The organism is Bordetella sp. N (assembly GCF_001433395.1).
GTDB lineage: Bacteria > Pseudomonadota > Gammaproteobacteria > Burkholderiales > Burkholderiaceae_B > Bordetella_C.
Window position 1 is genome coordinate 5,285,196 of the sequence record NZ_CP013111.1, and the last position, 18,961, is coordinate 5,304,156.

General features: G+C 66.6%; 16 protein-coding genes. 5 read left to right on the forward strand and 11 right to left on the reverse strand.

The genetic code is table 11. The features are described from left to right. Positions 1 to 7: 7 nt before the first annotated feature. From ASB57_RS22845 to ASB57_RS22855, 3 genes are read left to right on the forward strand one after another with little or no spacing between them, the layout of a single operon-like run. Positions 8 to 1,798 (forward strand): GMC oxidoreductase, encoded by a 1,791-nt coding sequence (locus ASB57_RS22845; RefSeq protein WP_231755219.1) that lies wholly within the window; start codon positions 8 to 10, stop codon positions 1,796 to 1,798. 2 nt (positions 1,799 to 1,800) lie between these two features. Then, entirely contained in the window at positions 1,801 to 2,763 is a 963-nt protein-coding gene (locus tag ASB57_RS22850) for an NAD(P)-dependent oxidoreductase (RefSeq protein ID WP_057654279.1), read from the forward strand. Continuing rightward, a complete protein-coding gene (locus ASB57_RS22855) occupies positions 2,760 to 3,782 on the forward strand; it encodes a capsular biosynthesis protein (protein WP_197424799.1) in 1,023 nt (340 codons plus the stop codon). The genes ASB57_RS22850 and ASB57_RS22855 overlap by 4 nt, the downstream gene beginning before the upstream one ends. Here ASB57_RS22855 and ASB57_RS22860 read toward each other — a convergent pair. From ASB57_RS22860 to ASB57_RS22895, 8 genes are read right to left on the reverse strand one after another with little or no spacing between them, the layout of a single operon-like run. Next, the gene (locus tag ASB57_RS22860; RefSeq protein WP_057654281.1) at positions 3,754 to 4,818 is read right to left on the reverse strand and encodes an acyltransferase; all 1,065 of its coding nucleotides are present in this window, start codon (positions 4,816 to 4,818) and stop codon (positions 3,754 to 3,756) included. The two genes, ASB57_RS22855 and ASB57_RS22860, sit on opposite strands and share 29 nt — an antisense overlap. Next, the gene (locus ASB57_RS22865) at positions 4,818 to 6,119 is read right to left on the reverse strand and encodes a lipopolysaccharide biosynthesis protein (protein WP_231755220.1); all 1,302 of its coding nucleotides are present in this window, start codon (positions 6,117 to 6,119) and stop codon (positions 4,818 to 4,820) included. Before ASB57_RS22865 ends, ASB57_RS22860 begins: the two co-directional genes overlap by 1 nt. Beyond that, a complete protein-coding gene (locus tag ASB57_RS22870; RefSeq protein WP_057654283.1) occupies positions 6,116 to 7,303 on the reverse strand; it encodes a glycosyltransferase family 2 protein in 1,188 nt (395 codons plus the stop codon). Before ASB57_RS22870 ends, ASB57_RS22865 begins: the two co-directional genes overlap by 4 nt. Positions 7,304 to 7,310: 7 nt before the next feature. Beyond that, positions 7,311 to 8,309 (reverse strand): glycosyltransferase family 2 protein, encoded by a 999-nt coding sequence (locus ASB57_RS22875; RefSeq protein WP_231755221.1) that lies wholly within the window; start codon positions 8,307 to 8,309, stop codon positions 7,311 to 7,313. Continuing rightward, positions 8,306 to 10,648 (reverse strand): cellulase family glycosylhydrolase, encoded by a 2,343-nt coding sequence (locus ASB57_RS22880; RefSeq protein WP_057654284.1) that lies wholly within the window; start codon positions 10,646 to 10,648, stop codon positions 8,306 to 8,308. Before ASB57_RS22880 ends, ASB57_RS22875 begins: the two co-directional genes overlap by 4 nt. Next, positions 10,645 to 12,057 carry an O-antigen ligase gene (locus ASB57_RS22885; protein ID WP_057654285.1) on the reverse strand — a complete coding sequence of 471 codons (1,413 nt, stop codon included), beginning with the start codon at positions 12,055 to 12,057 and terminating at the stop codon, positions 10,645 to 10,647. Before ASB57_RS22885 ends, ASB57_RS22880 begins: the two co-directional genes overlap by 4 nt. A 10-nt stretch (positions 12,058 to 12,067) precedes the next feature. Further along, positions 12,068 to 13,249, reverse strand: a complete 1,182-nt coding sequence (locus ASB57_RS22890; protein WP_082621775.1) for a CpsD/CapB family tyrosine-protein kinase — start codon at positions 13,247 to 13,249, stop codon at positions 12,068 to 12,070. Further along, entirely contained in the window at positions 13,246 to 14,637 is a 1,392-nt protein-coding gene (locus ASB57_RS22895) for a Wzz/FepE/Etk N-terminal domain-containing protein (protein WP_156414245.1), read from the reverse strand. Before ASB57_RS22895 ends, ASB57_RS22890 begins: the two co-directional genes overlap by 4 nt. 242 nt (positions 14,638 to 14,879) lie before the next feature. Between ASB57_RS22895 and ASB57_RS22900 the strand changes: the two genes are divergently transcribed. Both ASB57_RS22900 and ASB57_RS22905 read left to right on the forward strand, forming a co-directional pair. Then, on the forward strand, positions 14,880 to 15,455 hold the full coding sequence (locus tag ASB57_RS22900) for an NADPH-dependent FMN reductase (RefSeq protein ID WP_057654287.1): 576 nt from the start codon (positions 14,880 to 14,882) through the stop codon (positions 15,453 to 15,455). Between the two features lie 40 nt (positions 15,456 to 15,495). Continuing rightward, positions 15,496 to 16,182, forward strand: coding sequence for a YoaK family protein (locus ASB57_RS22905; protein ID WP_057654288.1), 687 nt, complete (start codon positions 15,496 to 15,498; stop codon positions 16,180 to 16,182). A gap of 91 nt (positions 16,183 to 16,273) precedes the next feature. Here ASB57_RS22905 and ASB57_RS22910 read toward each other — a convergent pair whose 3' ends face one another. From ASB57_RS22910 to ASB57_RS22920, 3 genes are all read right to left on the reverse strand, one after another. Further along, positions 16,274 to 17,437 (reverse strand): DSD1 family PLP-dependent enzyme, encoded by a 1,164-nt coding sequence (locus ASB57_RS22910; protein WP_057654289.1) that lies wholly within the window; start codon positions 17,435 to 17,437, stop codon positions 16,274 to 16,276. 11 nt (positions 17,438 to 17,448) lie between these two features. Beyond that, entirely contained in the window at positions 17,449 to 18,183 is a 735-nt protein-coding gene (locus ASB57_RS22915; RefSeq protein WP_057654290.1) for an amino acid ABC transporter ATP-binding protein, read from the reverse strand. A gap of 75 nt (positions 18,184 to 18,258) precedes the next feature. Continuing rightward, positions 18,259 to 18,942, reverse strand: a complete 684-nt coding sequence (locus tag ASB57_RS22920; RefSeq protein ID WP_057654291.1) for an ABC transporter permease subunit — start codon at positions 18,940 to 18,942, stop codon at positions 18,259 to 18,261. Between the last annotated feature and the right edge of the window lie 19 nt (positions 18,943 to 18,961).

Below are 18,961 nucleotides of genomic sequence, written 5' to 3' on the forward strand. Positions count from 1 at the left end.
GAGCAAGATGATGATTCTGGACGCCACTGCGATACCTTCGGGTTCGGCATTGAACGCCGACATCTGCATCGTCGGCGCCGGCGCCGCCGGCATCACGCTGGCGCTGGCCCTGATGGACAGCGGCCTGGACGTCGTGCTGCTCGAAAGCGGCGGCGTGCTGGCGGAGAAGGATACCCAGGCGCTGTACCAGGGCACGGTGCCGGATGCGCGCATGCACAGCGAGCCGGACCGCTACCGCGAACGCCGCATGGGCGGCTCGACGACGATCTGGGGCGGGCGTTGCATGCCTTTGGACCCCATCGATTTCGAGCAGCGCGCCTATATCGATCACAGCGGCTGGCCCATCGGCCTGGACGATCTGCTGCCGTATTACCCCACCGCCAATCACATCTGCGAAGCGGGCGACTATGCCTACACCGCGGAGACGGCCTTCGATCATCCAATCCGGCCGATGATAGAAGGCTTCGACAGCACGTCGTTCACCACCAATACGCTGGAGCGCTTCAGCGCGCCCACGGACTTCGGCCGGCGCTATGCCGAACGGCTGCGGCATGGCAATGTGCGTGTGATTCAACATGCCAATCTTTGCCGGCTGGACAGCGGCGCGGATGGCGCGCTTGCGGATGCTCGCAATACGCTCGACGGCACGGTGCCGGTGGGCCCGGCTCATGTGCGCACCTTGTCCGGCAACGCCTTCACGGTGCGCGCGCGGTCCTATGTGCTGGCCACCGGCGGCCTGGAAACGGCGCGCCTGCTGCTTGCCAGCCCCGGCGCCAGCGGGCGGGGACTGGGGAATGCGAACGACGTGGTGGGCCGCTACTACATGTGCCACATCGCCGGCACGATAGGCACGGTGGATCTGTCACGCGCGGCGTCGGTGTGGCATGGCTACGAGGTGTCGGACGAAGGGGTGTATTGCCGCCGTCGCCTGGCCTTGCGGCCCGAGGCGCAGCGCCGCCTGGAAGCCGGTAATTTCATCGCGCGGCTGCATCATCCCCGCATCCCCGATCCGGGCCACGGCAGCAGCGTGCTGTCGGCGCTGTATCTGGCGCGCCCCATCGTGCCCTACGAATACGCCAAGCGTCTTTACGGCGATACGCCCGGCTCCTTGGGGCTGTGGCTCAGGCACCTGGGTAACGTGGTCCTGGGCATGCCGTCGGCAGTGGCGTTCATGTGGCATATGCTGACGCAGCGCAAGCTCGCCGACCGCAAGTTTCCCTCCATCATCGTGCATCCGCGCAACCGCCGCTACAGCCTGGATTTCCACGCCGAGCAGGAACCCAACGTCGACAGCCGCGTCACGCTCGGCACCGATACGGACGCGCTGGGCGTACCGCGCGTGCACGTGGATTGGCGCTACACGCCGCGTGACGTGGCAACGATACAGGTGGCGTTGGCGGAGTTGGCACGTGAGTTGCGCGCCAGCGGGGTGGGCACCTTTGAGTACGATCCCGCGGTGGTTGAAATGGAAATGACGCGCTATGGCGCCTATGGCGGCCATCACATCGGCACGGCGCGCATGGGCCGCGATCCGGGTGACAGCGTGGTCGATACCGACTGCCGCGTGCATGAAGCCAGCAACCTCTTTGTCGCCAGCGCGGCGGTCTTTCCGACGTCCGGGCAAGCCAATCCCACCTTGACCATCGTCGCGCTGGCCTTGCGCCTCGCGGGACATCTGCGCCGGGTGTATGCGCCTGGCGCGACCGGCACGAGCTTCCGCGCACGCGCCGATGTCGCCGCGGACAAGCCGTTGCAAGGCCCTGCCGTGCAAGGCGATACAGCCATGGAAACCCTATAGATATGAAGCAAAGAATTCTGGTGCTGGGCGCCAACGGCTATGTCGGCCGCCGTGTCATCGCGGCGCTGGCGGCCAGCGATTGGGCCGAACCCGTGGCCGGTGTGCGACGCACGTCGACGGGCGCCACGCAGGCACGCCAGATCGTCCTCGACGCCACCGATGCCGGCGCGGTGGCAAGCGCGCTGGGCGAGGTCGATGGCGCCGTGAATTGCGTTGCCGGTGCACCCGATGTCATGGTCGGCGGCGCGCGGGCCCTGAGCGCGGCCTTGGAGCAGCGTGGCGGCAGCGCAACGCGCGTCGTTCATTTCAGCTCCATGGCCGTCTACGGACCCGTGCGCGGCGACGTCACCGAGAACCAGGCCATGGCCACCGGCATGGACGGCTATGCCGGCGCCAAGGTGGAAACCGAGTTGTTGCTGGCGGGACGGGACGCGGTGGTGACGTTGCGGCCAGGCTGCATCTATGGTCCTGGCAGTCCCCAATGGAGCTTGCGTATCGCCAGCCTGCTGCGCGCGCATCGCATCGGCGACCTGGGCGCCGCCGGCGACGGCTGCAGCAACCTGGTCTATATCGACGATGTCGTCGCGGCGGTGCTGGCCGGCTTGAGAGCGCCGGCGCATGTGACGGCGTCGGGACCGGTCTACAACCTTGCGATGGCGCAGGCGCCCGACTGGAATCGCTATTTCCTGGAGTACGCGCGCGTGCTCGGCGCGGTGCCCTTGCGCCGCATCGGTGCGCGTCGCTTGAAACTGGAAACGCATTTGCTGGCGCCCGCCTTGAAGATCGCCGAGATCGGTTTGCGAAGGGTCGGCTTGCGCGTGCCGCCGCCCATCCCGCCTTCCCTGCTGCGGCTGTGGAGCCAGGACATACGGCTGGTATCGACGCGTGCCCGGAATGAATTGGGACTGGTGTGGACGCCGCTGGCGCAGGGCCTGGCGGCCAGCGTTCCAGGAGCGCGCGCGTGAGTGCCGTGTATCCGTACCGCGTGGCCGCGCAGATCAGCATGTATCCCATGGACTATCCCCATGCCGCGTTGCTGCTGCCGCATCAACTGCGCGTGTGGTCGCCCATGGTCGACCGCGTGCTGGTGACCATCGATACGCATCGGAGCACGTCGGGCCGATATCGTGGCAGCCATTTCGATGAGTATCGCGCCAAGCTGCTGCAACTGGCGCGCGACCTGCGCGGTGATTTTCCGCAGCTGGACGTGATCGAAGTGGACTACGGCACCGCCGCAAGGCGGGAGGTGGCGCAAAGCTTCTTCGGCACGGACGACATTCCCGTCAAGGCCTGGGACGGCGGTCCCTTCTATGCCTACTTCTACGGCATGCATCACAGCCGCGCGCGGCACATCGTGCATTTCGATGGAGACATGCTCTTCGGGGGAGGCAGCACACGCTGGGTGGAAGACGCCATCGCCTGCACCGAGCAGGATCCGACGGTGTTGCTGACCGGCCCCTTCCCCGGGCCGCCGGCGCCGGACGCCGCCATCCATGGGCACGGCTTGCCCGCGCCGCAACGCCTGGATATCGCCGGCGCGCCGGCCTATCGTTTCCAGTCCGTGAGCACCCGCATCTTCATGCTGGACATGGAACGTCTGCGCGCGACGCTGGGTACCCTGCCCTTGCTGCGCCCCAGTGCCTTGCAGCGCATGAAGTCGCATCTATTGGGCAATCCGCCCGACGTGCGCGAGGCGGAAGTGATCCTGGGCGAGGTCTTGCGCCAGCACGGCTTGTATCGCGTCGACCTGCTCGGCTCCGCGCCGGGGCTGTGGTCGCTGCATCCGCCCTATCGCGGCGCCGAGTTCTATCGCAAGCTGCCGGAACTGATCGCGGCAGTGGAGTCCGGCCAGGTGCCGGCGGCGCAACGGGGCCACTACGACGTGCATGACAGCATGATCGACTGGTCGCAGCAACGTGCCGCGACGCGCCGTCACAAGCGCTGGCTGCGCATGCTCAAAGACCGGCTACGGATCGGCGCGTAGCGGCTTTGGAGGCGTCCTGTTCGCGCTGTTTCTTGAAGAAGGAGATCAGCGGCCGTTCGAGCAGTTCATAGACCAGGATGCCGACCACGGTGCATGCCACCATGCCCACGATGCAGAAGCCGACCTGGCCGCCAGGCAGGGCATCCAGGTGCAGTTTGCGCCAGCCCTGGCTGACGGCCGACAGCACGAAGGCATGCGACAGATAGATCGAGTAGGACGCGTCGCCCAGCTTGTGCAGGACATTCATGCGCGGCAATGACTGGAAGCGTTCGAGCAGGATGGCGCCCACCACGATGGCCATCGCCGGCACGCCTTGCGCCAGGGGACGCGGCGCATCGGGCGCGACGACGGACATCAGGCCGATCACGGCGAAGCCGCCGATCACCAGCAGCCAACCCAAAGCCGCTGATCCGCCTTTGTGCGGCCGCGAGAACCACCAGCCCACGCCCATGCCAAGCAGGAACTCCAGCACGATGTCCGAGGTGTAGACCTTGAGGATGGGCTGGTCGTCGCCGACCACGAACCATCCGAGCATGCTCAAGCCCATCAGCACGATGGCGGTGGCGATGAAGCGCCAGCGTGTCGGCAAGATCAGCGTCAGGCCGAAGATCACGTAATACAGCATCTCGTAATTCAGCGTCCAACCCACGGTGAGCACGGGTTCGATCAATCCGGACGGGTTGTGCACCATCAGGAACAGATAGGACGCGATGACGTGGAACAAGCCGAAACGCGTGGTCTGCAGCAGTTGCGGCGCGATCAGCATGACGGCCACCGCCACGGACGTAAGCAGCCAGTAGAGCGGAACGATACGCACCGCGCGGCGCTTGTAGAACTCCAGGATCCCCACCTTCTTGCCACGCGTGGTGATCCACATCAGGAAGCCACTGAGCACGAAGAAGATGTCGACACCCGCCGCCAGCCAATGCGGCCAATAGCCCTGGTAGCCCATGCGCTCCAGTTGCGGATAGAGATGGACGACGACGACCATCATGGCCGCGACGCCGCGCAGATACTGTATCGAAAGAATGTCCATTACTCAGTGCCTTGTCGTTCGTTGCGTGGCGCCGCCGCCGGGTCGTCCTTGCGCGCTTCGCGCAGCACCAGCACGATGACCGCCGCGCAGTAGCAGGCTTCACCGACCAGAATGCCGATGGCCGCACCCATTGGGCCCACATGCAGCATCGCGACGTAGCTGGTGGCCAGGGAGATCACCGCGCATGCCAGGGTCGCGCCGCTGAGCGCCTGGAAGCGTTGGCGCAGCACCGCCACCATCATCACCGGCTCGCGCATGACCATCAGGATGAACAGCCCGCACCATAGCAGCAGCAAGGTGTCGCGCTGCGCGAAATCCTTGCGCATCAGGTCCAGGAAGATCCAGTCGCGCAAGAGCCAGATGACGGCGCCGTACACCACCGTGGTCACGCCCAATGCCAGCGAAAACAGCATCAGGCGGCGCAGCGTGCGGCGTGCGCCCATCTGATGCATCCAGTGCGACGCCAGCGGTGTGAGTTGTTTCTGCATGCCGGCCAGCAGCAGGTTGATCGGCATCAGGGTCAGGCGCGTCGCCGCCAGCGCCGCGACCGCGGTGAGGTCCAGGGTGGCGGCGGTGAGGAAGTTGTAGCCCTGGTTGAACAGCCAATAGATGACGCCGCCAGATGCTGCCCAGAACCCCATGCGCGCGATCTCGCGCAGGCGGCCCGGCGCGGCCTGGCTGTCGATGTCCGTGGCCAGCGTTCGGCGCAGCAGGCGAGCGCAGGCCAGCGCCGCCAGCATGCCCGCCAGCAGCGCGCCCACGGCGGGCATGGCCGTCCGCACCGCCAACGCACAACCGGCCAGCAACACCACGACGTATACCGCATCGGCCGCGAGCACATGGTGCGGCCGGTGGTACATCAGAAGAATGCCGCGCAGATACTCGCGGTAGAGCGCGGCCAGCACCAGCATGGTGGCGGCCACCACCACCGTGGCGGACTGGTGGTCCAACAGGCCCGCCGCCCAGCCGCCGCCGGCGGCAAGCAGCGCCAGGATGCCGCCCAGCAGGCCCCAGCGCTTCTGGTCGCGCAGCAGGCTGCCCATCCACTGGCGTCGTTCGCCCTCGTCCAGCGTGGGCAGGCGGATGACCATCGGCGTGCCGATGAACGTACCCTGCAGCGTGGTCAGCAGGATCATGGTGTTGAAGGCAAGTATGTAGAAACCGTATTGCGCTTCGGGGGCATAGCGGATCAGGATCAGGCCCACGCCGAAATTGGCGGCGGACAGCATGGCCTGGTCGACGATTGAGCTGCCGAACAGGCGCGCGATGCTGGAGGCGGACGAGCGGGGCGCGTTCATCATGGTTCCCGGTCGGTCTTGATCCAATGCTTGTTGCTGCGATTGCGCAGCACGATGTACAGCTTCCACAGCACGAAGAAGGGAGCGCGCGCCAGGTCCAGCAAGGCGCGCGGCCCGAGCGGACACAGCTGCCAACCGCGCAGCACATGCAAGACCAGCACCAGCAGCAGGACCGCGGCCAGCAGCGGCCACGTCCACAGCCCGGCGCCCGGCAGCAGCAGGGATGCCAAGCCGCCCACCACCAGCAGCACGCCGGTCTGCAGCACGATATAGCCCAGCGGCAGCGTCAGCAGGTCCAGCGCCAGTTCAAGGCACAACCAGCTGGGTTGACGCAGCGCCTGCCCCAGCAGGCGTCCCGTGTAGGCGCGTACCACGGTCAGGCGCCCGCCTTCCCAGCGTTGGCGTTGCGTGCGTGAGCCGCGCTCGGACGCGATCAATTCCGCATCGGCGCTGGCTTCGTCCACATACACCACGCGGTGTCCACGCAAGCCAAGCACGATGCCGTACTCAAGGTCTTCCGTCATCGAATGGATGTTGAAGGGGACTTCGCGCAGCAAGGCATGGGTCATGCACATGCCGTTGCCGCGCAAGCCGAACGACGCGCGCAGGCGCTCACGTCCGCGTCCGCGCACGGCATGAAAGGCGCCGTAGGCGATGGTCACCAGCCGCGTGCGCCAGGAGTCGTCGGGATTGAGCACGCCGTAGTGGGCCTGCATGACGGTGGCGCCCGCTTCGATGCGCGCCGCATAGGCCGACAGCAGATTGGGTGTCACTTCGGTGTCGGCGTCGATCACCGCCACGGCTTGCGCAAAGCCATCCGCGGCGCTGCGGGCGATGGCGTATTCCAGCGCGTAGCCTTTGCCGCGATGGTGTTCGTCATGGCGTTCCAGCACGGTGGCGCCGGCCGCGCGTGCAAGGTCGGCGGTGTTGTCGGTGCAGTTGTCGGCCACGACGAGGATGCGGAAATTTTCACGGGGCCAATCGACTGCGGCGAGATTGCGCACGGTGCGTTCGATCACGGCGGTTTCGTTGTGCGCACAGACGATGATGTCGAAGCACAGGTCGCGCCGGCTGGGCTGCGGCCGCGGCAGTCGCGCTGACAGCAGCGTCAACACGCCCAGGTAGCCGGTGGCCACCGTCACCGGAAACGCGACGATCGCCAGGATGAAATGCAGAAGATAGGACATGACGGATTCAGGCGTATTCGCGGTAGCGGCTGCCCCAAAGGGTGGATAGCTTGCCGTAGTTGGCATACGCGCGCGCCAGCCAGCGCACGGCATGGTGGCGGCCGAGCGGCCACAGGAGCAAGGCGAGCGTGCCGGCGGCCAGCATCTGCACGATGGCGCGGCCGACGAAGACCACTGTGCGGACGGCGCCCGGGCGCGCATTCAACTTGCCGGCGCGATAGTGGATGGCGAAATCCTGGCCGCCGCGCAAGGCGCGGTTGAGTATCCACGACATCCGCATCCGGTTGTCGGCAACCGGTTCGGTGACGTGGGCTTCGTCGCACCACACCAGGCGTGCGCCCTGCCCCGCCAGGCGCATCAGAAGATCGCCGTCCTCGCCGCCCGTCAGGCCATAGATGGGATCGAAGACAGGATGCTGGCTGCGCAGCCAGCGGGCGGACAGCATGATGTTGCCGAAGCGCAGCGCGTTGCGCGGGACCACGTCGCCGCTGCGAAAGCGGGCCCAGTCGTAGAAACCGCCGCGCCGGATCCAGGCGGGTGCGTGGGGTGGAAATTCAGGGATGACGGGGGCCTGCACGCCGTCGGCCTGATGGTCGCGCGCGGCCGTGGCAAGCCGTTCCAGCCATTGGGGTGGGGCGCGCTCGTCATCGTCGATGAAGGCCAGCCAGGCGCCCTGCGCCAGTTCCACCGTCAGGTTGCGCGTCAGCGAGATGTTCTTTTCGGGTTGGACGTCATAGACCAGGGTGCTGCCGGCTTGCGCCAGGGCCGCGCGATGGCCTTCCACGACGCTGCGCGCACTGCCATCGGGGTCGTTGTCCACCACCACGATCTGGCGCGCGGGCAATGTCTGCGCGGCCAGGTCGCGCAGCAAGGCATCGAGCAGCGGCAGGCGCCGATAGGTGGCGATGCACACGGATATATCGAAGCCGGGATCGCCAGAGGCGGGCCCGGCGCCCGGCGTGGCGGCGTGCGACGCGGGCGTTGCGATGTCGTCAACGCCGATCAAGGCGCGTCCTCGTATACCAGTTCATACCAGGGCGTAGCGTCGGTGTTCTGATATTGAACGCGGATGCGCGCGCCGTTGGCATCGGTGCTGGCATCGGCCTGGCTCAAGGGCGCGCGGCGCTTGCCGGCGCCGTCCAGGGGATACACCGTCAATCTGCCGGCGCGCGGCGCCAGGCCCAGTTCCAATGGAATGCGGCGCAGCCAGGCGGGCGCGCGAGTCGCCATATCGCCGGAAGGACCCTTGCCGCCCGCGTCGGGCTCCAAGGTCATCCAGTCCGTGCCGCGATAGGCGATACGCTGCTTGGGGCGCTGCGGCATGGAGCCGGGCTGGGTGCCGGTGGTGTCGTTGCCCAGGCTCAGCAGCAGATGGCGCGACCGCGGCAGTGGCTGGCCATCCAGCGGCGTCAGGATGATGCTGGCCGCGTCGGGGGCTGAGGCGCCCCCTCCGACCTGCACCCACGCGCTGGTGCCTGTGATGCGCGTCGTCCCGGTGGCGCCGAAGATGGCCCACACGGCCGGCGTGTCCAAGGTGATGCGACCCACGGCGGCATCCTGGCGCAGGGCGTTGTCCGGCGTGGCGTACACCTTGGTGGTCGCGGGATCCGGCAGGCGCGGTAAAGCCGGCGCGCTACCGGCGGCAGGCGCCAAGGACAAGGCCACCTGGCCCAGGAAGGCCAGTTGCGGCTGCACGCCCGCCCCATCGGCCAGACCGTGCGTGATGGCGTCGAAACGGCGATCGCCGCCAAAGGCCAGGCGCTGCTCGGGCCCGAACGGAATATCGATGCGCGTGGGCAACACCGGGAGCGAGGACTCACGAAACAGCCGTGCGCTCTGGCCCACCAGCGCGACGCGCCCCCAATCTCCGCTCAAGGAAAAACGCGACGGCGCCAATGGCGCGGTTTGCGCATCGCTGTAGTCGAAGTAGAACAGGCCATCCCAATCCTGCTGGGCGGCGACGGCGCTCATCAACGGCAGGATTTCGGCGCCACGCGGATTGGGGAAAGGCTCGTTGAACTCGCTGATGACATAAGGGCGCAGCCGATCGCGCCGCAGGGACAGCGCCAGCACGCGATCGAATTCGTTGCCGCTGGCGGTCAGGTTGGGAATGCGCCAATCGTCGACGGCGTTCTTGACGTCGGGATGCGCGACATAGAAGTGCTCGTCGATGTAATCCATGGCCACTTGCGAATCGAAGTTCAACAAGCCGCCAAAGCCCATCTGCGTACCGGTCACGGGTACCCATGTATCGGTGCTTTCCTGCACGACGCGGCGCAAGCGTTCGAAGTAGGCCTGGTCGGTCGCGGCGAGGAAGCGCAGGAAGTCCTGTTCGCGCGGATCCACCTTCTTTTCGCCGTCGCCGAACCAGGAGTCCAGGCGGCGCGCGATGCCGGACCGCAATTGCGCGAACCCGGTCTCGTAGGCCTGCTGCTGGCCCGGCGCGGGCAGCTCGCCGGCCGAGCCGTTGCCGCCCGCGCAGCCGGACCAGGCCGCGCATGCCTGCGCCAGCGAACCGTAGCGTTGCGTCAGCCAGGCACGCCATTGCTTCTGCAACTCCGGCGCATAGGCCGAAGGCACCGTGGCCTGCCAGTCCTTGCCCAGCCAGGCGGCCAGCAGGGAGGACTCGTTATTGATCTCCACCATCGCCAGGGCCGGGTTGCCTTTCAGGCCCAAGGCTTGAATCAACTGACGCGCATAGGTTTCCTGCTTGCCGATCAGGCGCGGATCGTAGAGATGGATGGGCGCCGTCACGGGTGGCATGTCGGCGCCGCCGTCCAGCACGGGCAGGCCATCGATGCCGGGCCGGAAGCGATAGCCGACGTGCAGGTTCAGATTGACGTAGATCCCTTCCTGCGCCAGTGCCTGGATCAGATTGCGCAGCCGGGTCACGGCATTGGCACTGAAGCTGGGGAAAGGACCGGTGCCGAGGATGCTGATGGGCGCGTCCGGATAGTCGGAGGGCAGTGAATCCAGGTGGTGCAGGCGCACCGCGTTGAAGCCCAGCGCGCGCAGTTGGCGCGCCAGATGTTTGGCTTCGACGTCGTCGGGAAAGTTCGCGCCGAAGGTCAGGTTGACGCCGAACAGGCGCACGCGCTGGTCATCCGCGGTGCCGGGCAGGCCATCGCGTCCGACGCGGTAGAAATGGCCGTCGTGCGCGACGATGCGCGCGCTGGCGTCCAAAGGCTGATTCAGGGCGGAGACATCCGGCGCGCCGGTGAGCGCGGCCGGGTCCATCTGGAACTGGAAGTAATCACCCGCGGGCGCGGCGCGCGCGCCAGGGCTGGCAAGCAGCACGATGCCCACCGCCGCGGCCCGCGCGGCGGTGATGAGCCCGCGCATCATTGGGTTTGCTCCCGGTGGACGATAGCCAGGGCGGGGCGCGGCTGAGCCGCGCTGATGCGTTCCCGGGCTTCCCGTGCCGCGCGCGCGTCGCGTCTGCCGGCAGCGTGGTGCGCCGCCAGCCGGCCGCTGATCGCCAGCGAGGAGCAGATGAACATGATGTTCTGGAAAGACGTATCCCGCAGGATCTGGCTCTCGGAAAAATTACTGATCATGATCGTGACGAAGATGCCCAGATGCATGGCCGCGTCTTCGCGGTCGAGCCGGAACAGGCGCATGATGCTGATCAGGTGCCAGACCACGCACGCGATGAACAGTCCCATGCCGACCTGGCCCATGTCGATCAGGATGTCGAGAAAGCCGTTGTGCGCCTGGCCCGGCAACCAGCCCAGCTTGTCGCCGATGTATTGCGACGGGCCGCCGGCGCCTGTCCAGAATGCGCTGTAGCCGACCCCCCACAGGGTGTGCTGGCGAATGGTGATATCCACCAGGCTCCAGATTTCGCCACGGCCCGTCAGGTCGCTACTCTTGTTGAACAGCGAGGTCACCAGCTCCACGACATCGTGGGGCGTGGGCATGCGGCCCTGCGACACGTAGAAGAGCAGCAAGGCATACAGCGCCACGGTCACGGCGCCCAGCATGACGATCAGGCCCGCGTGACGGCCGCCCAGCCAGCGCCGGCGCGTGAACAGGTAGACCACGCCACCGAGGCCGGTGACGAGGATGGCGGTGGCGCTCTTGGCCATCACGAGCATGAAGGCCGCGAACAGGAAACCCGCGGCGCTGCTGCCGCGCTGGCGGGGTTCCATCAGCCATTCGCGCATCCACAGCAAGGCCGCGAAGCCCGCGATCGATCCCAGCATGTTCTTCTGCCAGGTGATGCCGCGCCAGGCATTGCCCAGGAAGGTATCGACGCCGACGCTGGGAATCAGCAGGGCCACGAATAAAGAGATCACCAGGATGGCGGTGTAGGTGCCCAGCACCACGCGCAGAAACTGGCGCGGCGTACTCCTGGGAGGCGCCACCGCCAGGCCGATCAGGATCAGCCCCGCGAAAATGATGGTGCGCTTGATCGTGATGTCGGGATAAGGCGACCAGGCCGCGCTCGCCCCGCAGTAAAGCATGATGACGATCAGGAACAGGTTGGCCGCGCGCAGATTCCTGAGCATGGTCCCCGCGTGGCGCAAGGCCACCAGGCCCGCGGCGATGAACAACGCGCCGAACTGCAGCTGGCGCAGCATGGACCCTTGCGTCACGGTGTGGTTGGCTTCGGGCCCCAACGCGTTGACGGACAAGGTGTCGGGCACGATGGCGAACAGCAGGCTCAAGCCCACCAGCAGCCACACTATCCAGCGCTCGGCGCGGCTTTGTACGGCGGGGATGACCGGGCTGTCAGTCGCGGTCAGGGCCATGGGCACCTCCTCAGCGGCGCTGTCGCGCCGGCAGGACGCCGCGCATCCGGTCGGCGACCCGATTGCGGAAGCGGTTCAGCCAGCCCTGCTCGCGTGCGCCGGCTTGCGGATCGAATTCGTTGTAGACCGTCCCCAGGATGCGCACGCCGGACGTTTCCAGCAGTTGCGCGGTGCGATCCAGATCGGCCAGGCGCGTGACGTCGCGCCGCGCCACCAGCAGGCACGCGTCGACCTGGCGCGCGATGCTCTGCGCGTCGGACGAGTGGTTGGCGGCAGGCGTGTTGACGATGAAGATTTCAAAGCTGTCGGCGTAGGCCGTCAGTACGTTGTCGAGGGCGGGCTCGCGCAACAGTTCGGCCGGATTGGGCGGCTGCGGGCCGGCATCGAGCACGGCCAGCTTCGGGAAGCCCGGAATCGCGCGGGTGGAGCCGGCGGCGGCGCGGCCGGCCAGGACGCTGGACAGCCCCGCCGAGCCGCTGCCATTGCCCAGCACGGATTGCTGGCCGCTGGCGCGCAGGTTGGCGTTGACCAGCAAGGTGCTGCGGCCCGTCTGCGCGAAGGCGATGGCCAGGCTGGCGGACAGATAGGAGCGGCCTTCGCCGTCGTCCGGGCTGACGATGGCCACGGCGATGCGGGGCTGGCCTTCCAGCCGGATGGAGATTTCCGCGCGGATCTGCCGGATGGCTTCGGCTTCCGGGCTGAAAGGCGTGGCGGCGATGGCCAGCGCGATGTCGGAAGTCTGTTGGCGCGCCGGCGAGTAGTCGTAGTGGTACTGCTCGGCCAGGACCGATTGCACCCGCTCTTCGGAAACAAAGCCCAGTTTCACCGCCGCCTGGCCGAAGCGCAGCCCTTCGGACTGCTGCAGCTGCACCACGTGCTGAACCTGTTCTTCGGTCAGCAGGCCCAGGCGCAGGAAACGTTCGCCCATTTTTTCCGTGGGCGCGGCTTTCTGTGGCGGGGCCACGGCCAGTACCGCAGCCGGCGCCGCAACCGGCGCCACGGCTGGCAAGGGTGGCTGCGCCGGCGTCGATACCGGGGCCGGCACGCTGGTGGCCGGCGTGGGGGTCACGGCTGGCGCGGGCGCGGGTGCGGCTGCGGGAACGGGCTCGGCCGCGGCGGGCAGCGTCTCGTTGGCCGCGCTGCGCGGCTGGCTGAGACGTTCGAACAGGGGGCGCAGGGCGGTTTCGCTCATATCCGTGCAGGGGTAAGGGGCTCGGTACGGCGGCCGATGCGGCCAAGTACAGGCAGGCGCGTATTGCGCAGCAGATCATCCGTGCAGCGGATGCGACGTTGGCTCAGCTCCAGCAGCAGCGCCAGGGCCAGGCCGGCGAAGATGCCCACGACCAGGCCCAGGGCCAGGCTGCGATTGACGCGCGGCCGCGACGGCGCGGTCGGAACTTCGGCGGCACGCAGGACGGCCAGGTTGGGCAGCGAGATATTGCTGGCCATCAGGATGCTGTCGTACTTCTGCAGCGCGGTCTGATAGACCTGTTCCACACCGGCGAACTGGCGCTGATAAGCGGCGATGCGATCGCGCTTGGCCATCTGGTCCAGCACCTTGGCGCGTTGGCTGTCGATGTCGCGTTGCAGGGCTTCCTTCTGCACCTGCAGGCGGCTCAGGTCGGCCCGCTGGGCTTCGACGGCGGCCTTGGCCTGGCGGGCGATTTCAGCCTGCATCTGGCCGCGCTGGGCCATCAGTCCCTGGACGCTGGGATGGTTGGGACCCAGCGAACCGCGCAGTTGGCCCAACTGGTGATCGACGACAGTCAGGCCGTTGCGCAGGTCGTTGATGGCGGCCACCTGGCCCGCCTGCGGCAGGTCCTCGGGCCGGACGCCGCTGTTGATCAGGCTGTCGGTGGTTTCGTTGCGGGCGCGCGCCTCTTCCAGCTGCGACTCCAAGGTCAGCATGCTGGTCATCATGTCGGTCAGACGGCGCTGGTCGACATCGCTGTTCTGCTGGGTGTCGACGATGCCGGTGTCCTGGCGGTAGCGGGTCAGCTTGTCCTGGATGGCGTCGATTTCGGTACGCAGCTGTTCCAGTTGCGCCGTGTACTGCTCGCTGCGCGCGCGGGCGGACGCCGACGAGATGTTCTGGCTGACGGAGATATACGAATTGACGATGGCGTTGGCGTATTCGCGCGCCTTCTGCGGCGTATTGGCGGAAAACGATACCGTCAGCACCCGGCTGTTCGGCTGCTTGGTGACTTCCAGGTTGCGGCTGATGTAGGCAATCAGGTCATTGCGCGCCACGGAGCCGCTCTGGGCGTCGGCGCCCGCCAGCAAGCCCAGCGTCTTGATCATGTGATCCGCCACGGCCTGGCTCTGGATCATGTCGATCTGGGTCTGCATATAGCTTTCATCGAGCAAGGCGGAGAACGACCGGCCATTGATGGGGTCGTTTTCACGGTAATCGATGAAGATGTCGGAAGTGGCGGTCCAGACGCGGGGCAGTACCAGGACCAGCAGTGCGGTCAGCACCAGTGTCGCCAGGGCCACCCGGGCAATCAGCCTGGCGCGTGCTGCCAACATGGCCCGAACCTGGTTCAACGACAACAGACTGTATTCGGGGGACGAGCTCACGAGGCGGGCCTTCGGGCGGGGTAGCGAATTGTAATGGTTGATTCTACCGGAGAGTCTTGACAGAGGGGAGAAGCTGTTACCACCCCACTGCCGGCCGGGCAACTATCCTAGAGCATAGTTGCTGGTTTGATAACAATGAATGTCCAATAACGTTGTTTATTTAAGAAAAGGGAACACCTAGAATCGCGGTTTTGCATCGGCGATCCTCCTCGATGCCAGCCCCCTTTCCCAGGATCACTTACATGTCCACGAAGCCCCGTTTGAACGTCATCATCGCCAGCACCCGCCCGGGTCGTGTCGGTCCCGCCTTCGCCCAGTGGTTCTACGATGCTGCCGTGGCGCACGGCCAGTTCGACGTGCAGCTGGTGGATCTGGCCGATTTCCGCCTGCCGGTGTTCGACGAGCCCAATCACCCCCGCATGCAGAAGTACACCCACGAGCACACCCGCAAGTGGGCCGCCAGCGTGGCCAGCGCCGATGCGTTCGTCTTCGTGACGCCGGAATACAACTTCAATGCGCCGCCGTCGCTGCTCAATGCGCTGCAGTACCTCTACACCGAGTGGAACTACAAGCCGGCCAGCTTCGTCAGCTACGCCCACGCTTCCGGCGGCCTGCGCGCCGTGCAGGAAGTGAAGACCCTGCTGACCACGCTGAAGATCGTGCCCCTGAACGAACAGGTCATGGTGCCGAACTTCACCCAGACGCTCGACGAGAACGGCAAATTCCAACCCACCCAGCTGCACAACGACTCGGCCAAGGTGGCCCTGGACGAACTGCTGCGCTGGACCAACGCGATCAAGCCCCTGCGGGCCGCCTGATCGGCGCTTGCTCCAACCCTACCCTTACGCGGACACGCACATGGCAACTTCTTCGGCGCGCGTCTCGCGTTTGTTGGGCTTCAACGGCGGTTACGTCGACACCGCCGGCTTCCTGGCGCTCAAGGGGCTGTTCACGGCCCACGTCACGGGCAACTTCGTGACCTTGGGCGCGGCCCTGGTACACGGCAGCACCGGCGCCATCGGCAAGTTGCTGGCCCTGCCCGTGTTCTGCGTGATGGTCATCGCCACGCGCATCCTGGGCGCCAGCCTGCAACGCCGCGATGCGCCGGTGATGCGTCTGATGCTGTCGCTCAAGGCGCTGCTGCTGGTGGTCGGCGGCGCCATGGTGATCGCCTGGGGCCCGTTCGACGATGCGGATACCTGGCACGCCATCCTTGCCGGCATGGTGCTGGTGGCGGCCATGGCCATACAGAATGCTGCTCACCGGGTGCATCTGACCAGCGAGCCGCCCTCCACCCTCATGACCGGTACCACCACGCAGGTGATGCTGGACGTGGCCGACCTGCTGCGCGGCGTGCCGGACACCGAACGCTCCGCCGCCCGGGGCCGGCTGGCCCGCATGGTGCCGGTGCTGCTGGCGTTCGCGTCGGGTTGCGCCATTGCCGCCTTGCTGTACGTGTTCGTGGGGCTGTGGTGCTTTGTGGTGCCACCGCTGGCGGCCGTGTTGGCCATCAGCCTGCACCGTGAGGCGCCGGCTGGGACCTGAGCCCGGCGCTCACGGGCTGCCGCGAGTGCGGCGCGCTTGACGGTGCCTAAGGGCACCTTCAGGGCAGCCTTAGCGCTGCCTTAGGGCCGCCCTAGCGCAGCGCGCCGCGCGCGTCGACCGGCCAAATCTCTTCCACGACATCATCGCGGAACGCCACCAGCCAATCGTGCAGGTTGACGGTGGGGTCGCAATGGCCCGGCTGCAGCAACACGCGGTCACCCACGGTCAGCGGCGCCGCGCGCGCCGCGGCTTCGGTTTCCGCCTGCAGCACGGTGTGTTCGTCGGATACCGCGGTGACCTGCCAGCCGGCGCGCAGCACGCGTGGCAGGCCACGGTCGACGGCGAAGGTCTTCAGCCCGCCATCCAGCACCGCGCGGCCGTTACGCGCGCTGATCACGGTACACAGCCCCAGCAGGGCCTGGCGCAGGGGCGCCTGGTTCGGGGCCAGTTCGTTGGCCGCGTAGTCCGCGTCCATCAATACGTACGACCCCGGCTGTACCTCGGTGTAGATGCCGGACCGCCCTTCCAACGTATAGGTGCCCGTGCCGCCGCCGGTGACGGTGGCGCACGTGTGCCCCGCCGCGTGCAGCGCGCCGACGATTTCGTTCAGCAGCACGGAGGCCTGCGCCACGTCCTGTTCGCGCTGCCGCGGCTGGCGCAGATGCTGCGCGCGTCCGCTGAACGCATGCACGCCGCGCAAGGTCAGGTTGTCACCGTGCGCCGTGATGGCGCGCGCCAGGCCCAGGGCCTGCGCGGCGTTGGCGACCCCGCAGCGGCCCTGGCCGATGTCGACCTCGATCAGCACGTCCACCCGCACGTGCTGGCCACGCGCGGCTTCAGCGATATCGCGCACGTGGTCCGGATGATCGACGCACACCGCGACGCGGGCCTGCAGCGCCAGCTGGGCCACGCGGCGGCACTTTTCGGCGCCGACGACCTGGTTGGTGATCAGCACGTCCGGCACGCCGGCGCGCACGAAGATTTCCGCTTCGCCGACCTTCTGGCAGCAGATGCCCACGGCGCCCGCCTGCAGCTGGCGCAGAGCCAGTTCCACGCATTTATGCGCCTTGGCGTGGGGCCGCAGGGCCAGATTCATGTCGTGCACGGCGCCGTGTACGACGGCGATGTTGTGTTCCATTGCCGCCAGGTCGAGCAGCAAGGCGGGCGTGTCGACGGCGGCCAGCGGCATGCCGGGTTCGGCCGGCGCCGACGGGCGATCGAAATAGGGCACGGCGTCCAGGGCAGAGAGATGCATGGTGCGTGGGCTCAGTGCTGGAGGATCTTCGACAGGAACTGCTGCGTGCGTTCGGAGCGCTCTTGCGGCTTGCCGAAGAACTCTTCCTTCGGGCAATCCTCGACGATGCTGCCCTTGTCCATGAAGATGACGCGATCGGCCACCTTGCGCGCGAAGCCCATTTCGTGGGTGACGCACATCATGGTCATGCCTTCCTTGGCCAGGCCCACCATGACGTCCAGCACTTCGTTGACCATCTCGGGATCCAGCGCGGAAGTCGGCTCATCGAACAACATGCAGATGGGATCCATGGACAACGCGCGGGCGATTGCCACGCGCTGCTGCTGACCGCCCGACAACTGCCCGGGATACTTGTCCGCGTGCGCCGACAGGCCGACGCGATCCAGATAGGCCATGCCGCGCTTTTCGGCATCGGCGGGCTTGCGCTTGAGCACCTTGACCTGCGCCAGCGTCAGGTTCTTGCGGATGGTCAGGTGCGGGAACAGTTCGAAGTTCTGGAACACCATGCCGACGCGCGAACGCAGCTTGGGCAGGTCCGTGCCATGCGCGCCCACCGAGATGCCCTCGACCCGGATCTTGCCGGCCTGGAAGGGCTCCAAGGCGTTGACGGTCTTGATCAAGGTGGACTTGCCCGATCCGGAAGGACCGCAGACCACCACCACTTCGCCCTTCTTCACGGACGTGCTGCAATCCGTCAGGACCTGGAAGTCGCCATACCATTTGGAAACGCGGTGAATATCGATCATCTTGCTGTTCTCTGCTTCGGGTAATGGGAGCTGCCGTGGCAGTCCTGATAAGTGCTTGCTGGATGCTGCCAGGTGCTATGAAGTAGCGCGTTTGCGCGACAGATAGCGCACGCCTTCCGACGCGGCGTAGCAGATCACGAAATAGGAAACGGCGGCCACGACCATCATCTCTTCGATGCGGCCGTCGCGTTCGCCGATGTTTTCCGCGCTGGTGAAGAAGTCGGCCAGGGAGATCACGTAGACCAGGGACGTGTCCTGGAACAGCACGATCAGCTGCGTCAGCAGCAGCGGCAGCATGTTGCGGAAAGCTTGCGGCAATACCACCAGCCGCATCGCCTGCATCGGTTGCATGCCCAGCGCGCTGGCGGCCGACAGCTGGCCGCGCGGCACGCTCTGGATGCCGGCCCGCATGATCTCCGCGTAGTACGCCGACTCGAACAGCGCGAAGCCCACCAGCGCCGACATCATGCGCGTGTCCCACGTGGCTGCCTGCCAGAACAGCGCCTGCAGCATCTGCGGCACGATCAGGTAGAAGCCCAGCAGCACCATGGGCAGCGGTATCGAGCGGAAGAGGTTGACGTAGCCGCGCGCGAACAACTGCACGGGGCGCCAACGCGACAACCGCATCATGGCCAGCATCGTGCCCCAGACCAGGCCGACGACGAGCGCGGTGGCGGTGACCTTCAAGGTGACCGTCATGCCGTGCCACAACATGCCCCACGTCGCGGGCGTGATAAAGCTGAAATCCAGACCCAGCATCTTTACATCTCTCCAGGGT

Coding starts and splice junctions, on each gene's coding strand:
- ASB57_RS22845 (WP_231755219.1), top strand. CDS start 8: ATGATGATTCTGGACGCCACTGCGATACCTTCGGGTTCGGCATTGAAC.
- ASB57_RS22850 (WP_057654279.1), top strand. CDS start 1,801: ATGAAGCAAAGAATTCTGGTGCTGGGCGCCAACGGCTATGTCGGCCGC.
- ASB57_RS22860 (WP_057654281.1), bottom strand. CDS start 4,818: ATGGACATTCTTTCGATACAGTATCTGCGCGGCGTCGCGGCCATGATG.
- ASB57_RS22865 (WP_231755220.1), bottom strand. CDS start 6,119: ATGATGAACGCGCCCCGCTCGTCCGCCTCCAGCATCGCGCGCCTGTTC.
- ASB57_RS22870 (WP_057654283.1), bottom strand. CDS start 7,303: ATGTCCTATCTTCTGCATTTCATCCTGGCGATCGTCGCGTTTCCGGTG.
- ASB57_RS22880 (WP_057654284.1), bottom strand. CDS start 10,648: ATGATGCGCGGGCTCATCACCGCCGCGCGGGCCGCGGCGGTGGGCATC.
- ASB57_RS22885 (WP_057654285.1), bottom strand. CDS start 12,057: ATGGCCCTGACCGCGACTGACAGCCCGGTCATCCCCGCCGTACAAAGC.
- ASB57_RS22890 (WP_082621775.1), bottom strand. CDS start 13,249: ATGAGCGAAACCGCCCTGCGCCCCCTGTTCGAACGTCTCAGCCAGCCG.
- ASB57_RS22900 (WP_057654287.1), top strand. CDS start 14,880: ATGTCCACGAAGCCCCGTTTGAACGTCATCATCGCCAGCACCCGCCCG.
- ASB57_RS22905 (WP_057654288.1), top strand. CDS start 15,496: ATGGCAACTTCTTCGGCGCGCGTCTCGCGTTTGTTGGGCTTCAACGGC.
- ASB57_RS22910 (WP_057654289.1), bottom strand. CDS start 17,437: ATGCATCTCTCTGCCCTGGACGCCGTGCCCTATTTCGATCGCCCGTCG.
- ASB57_RS22915 (WP_057654290.1), bottom strand. CDS start 18,183: ATGATCGATATTCACCGCGTTTCCAAATGGTATGGCGACTTCCAGGTC.
- ASB57_RS22920 (WP_057654291.1), bottom strand. CDS start 18,942: ATGCTGGGTCTGGATTTCAGCTTTATCACGCCCGCGACGTGGGGCATG.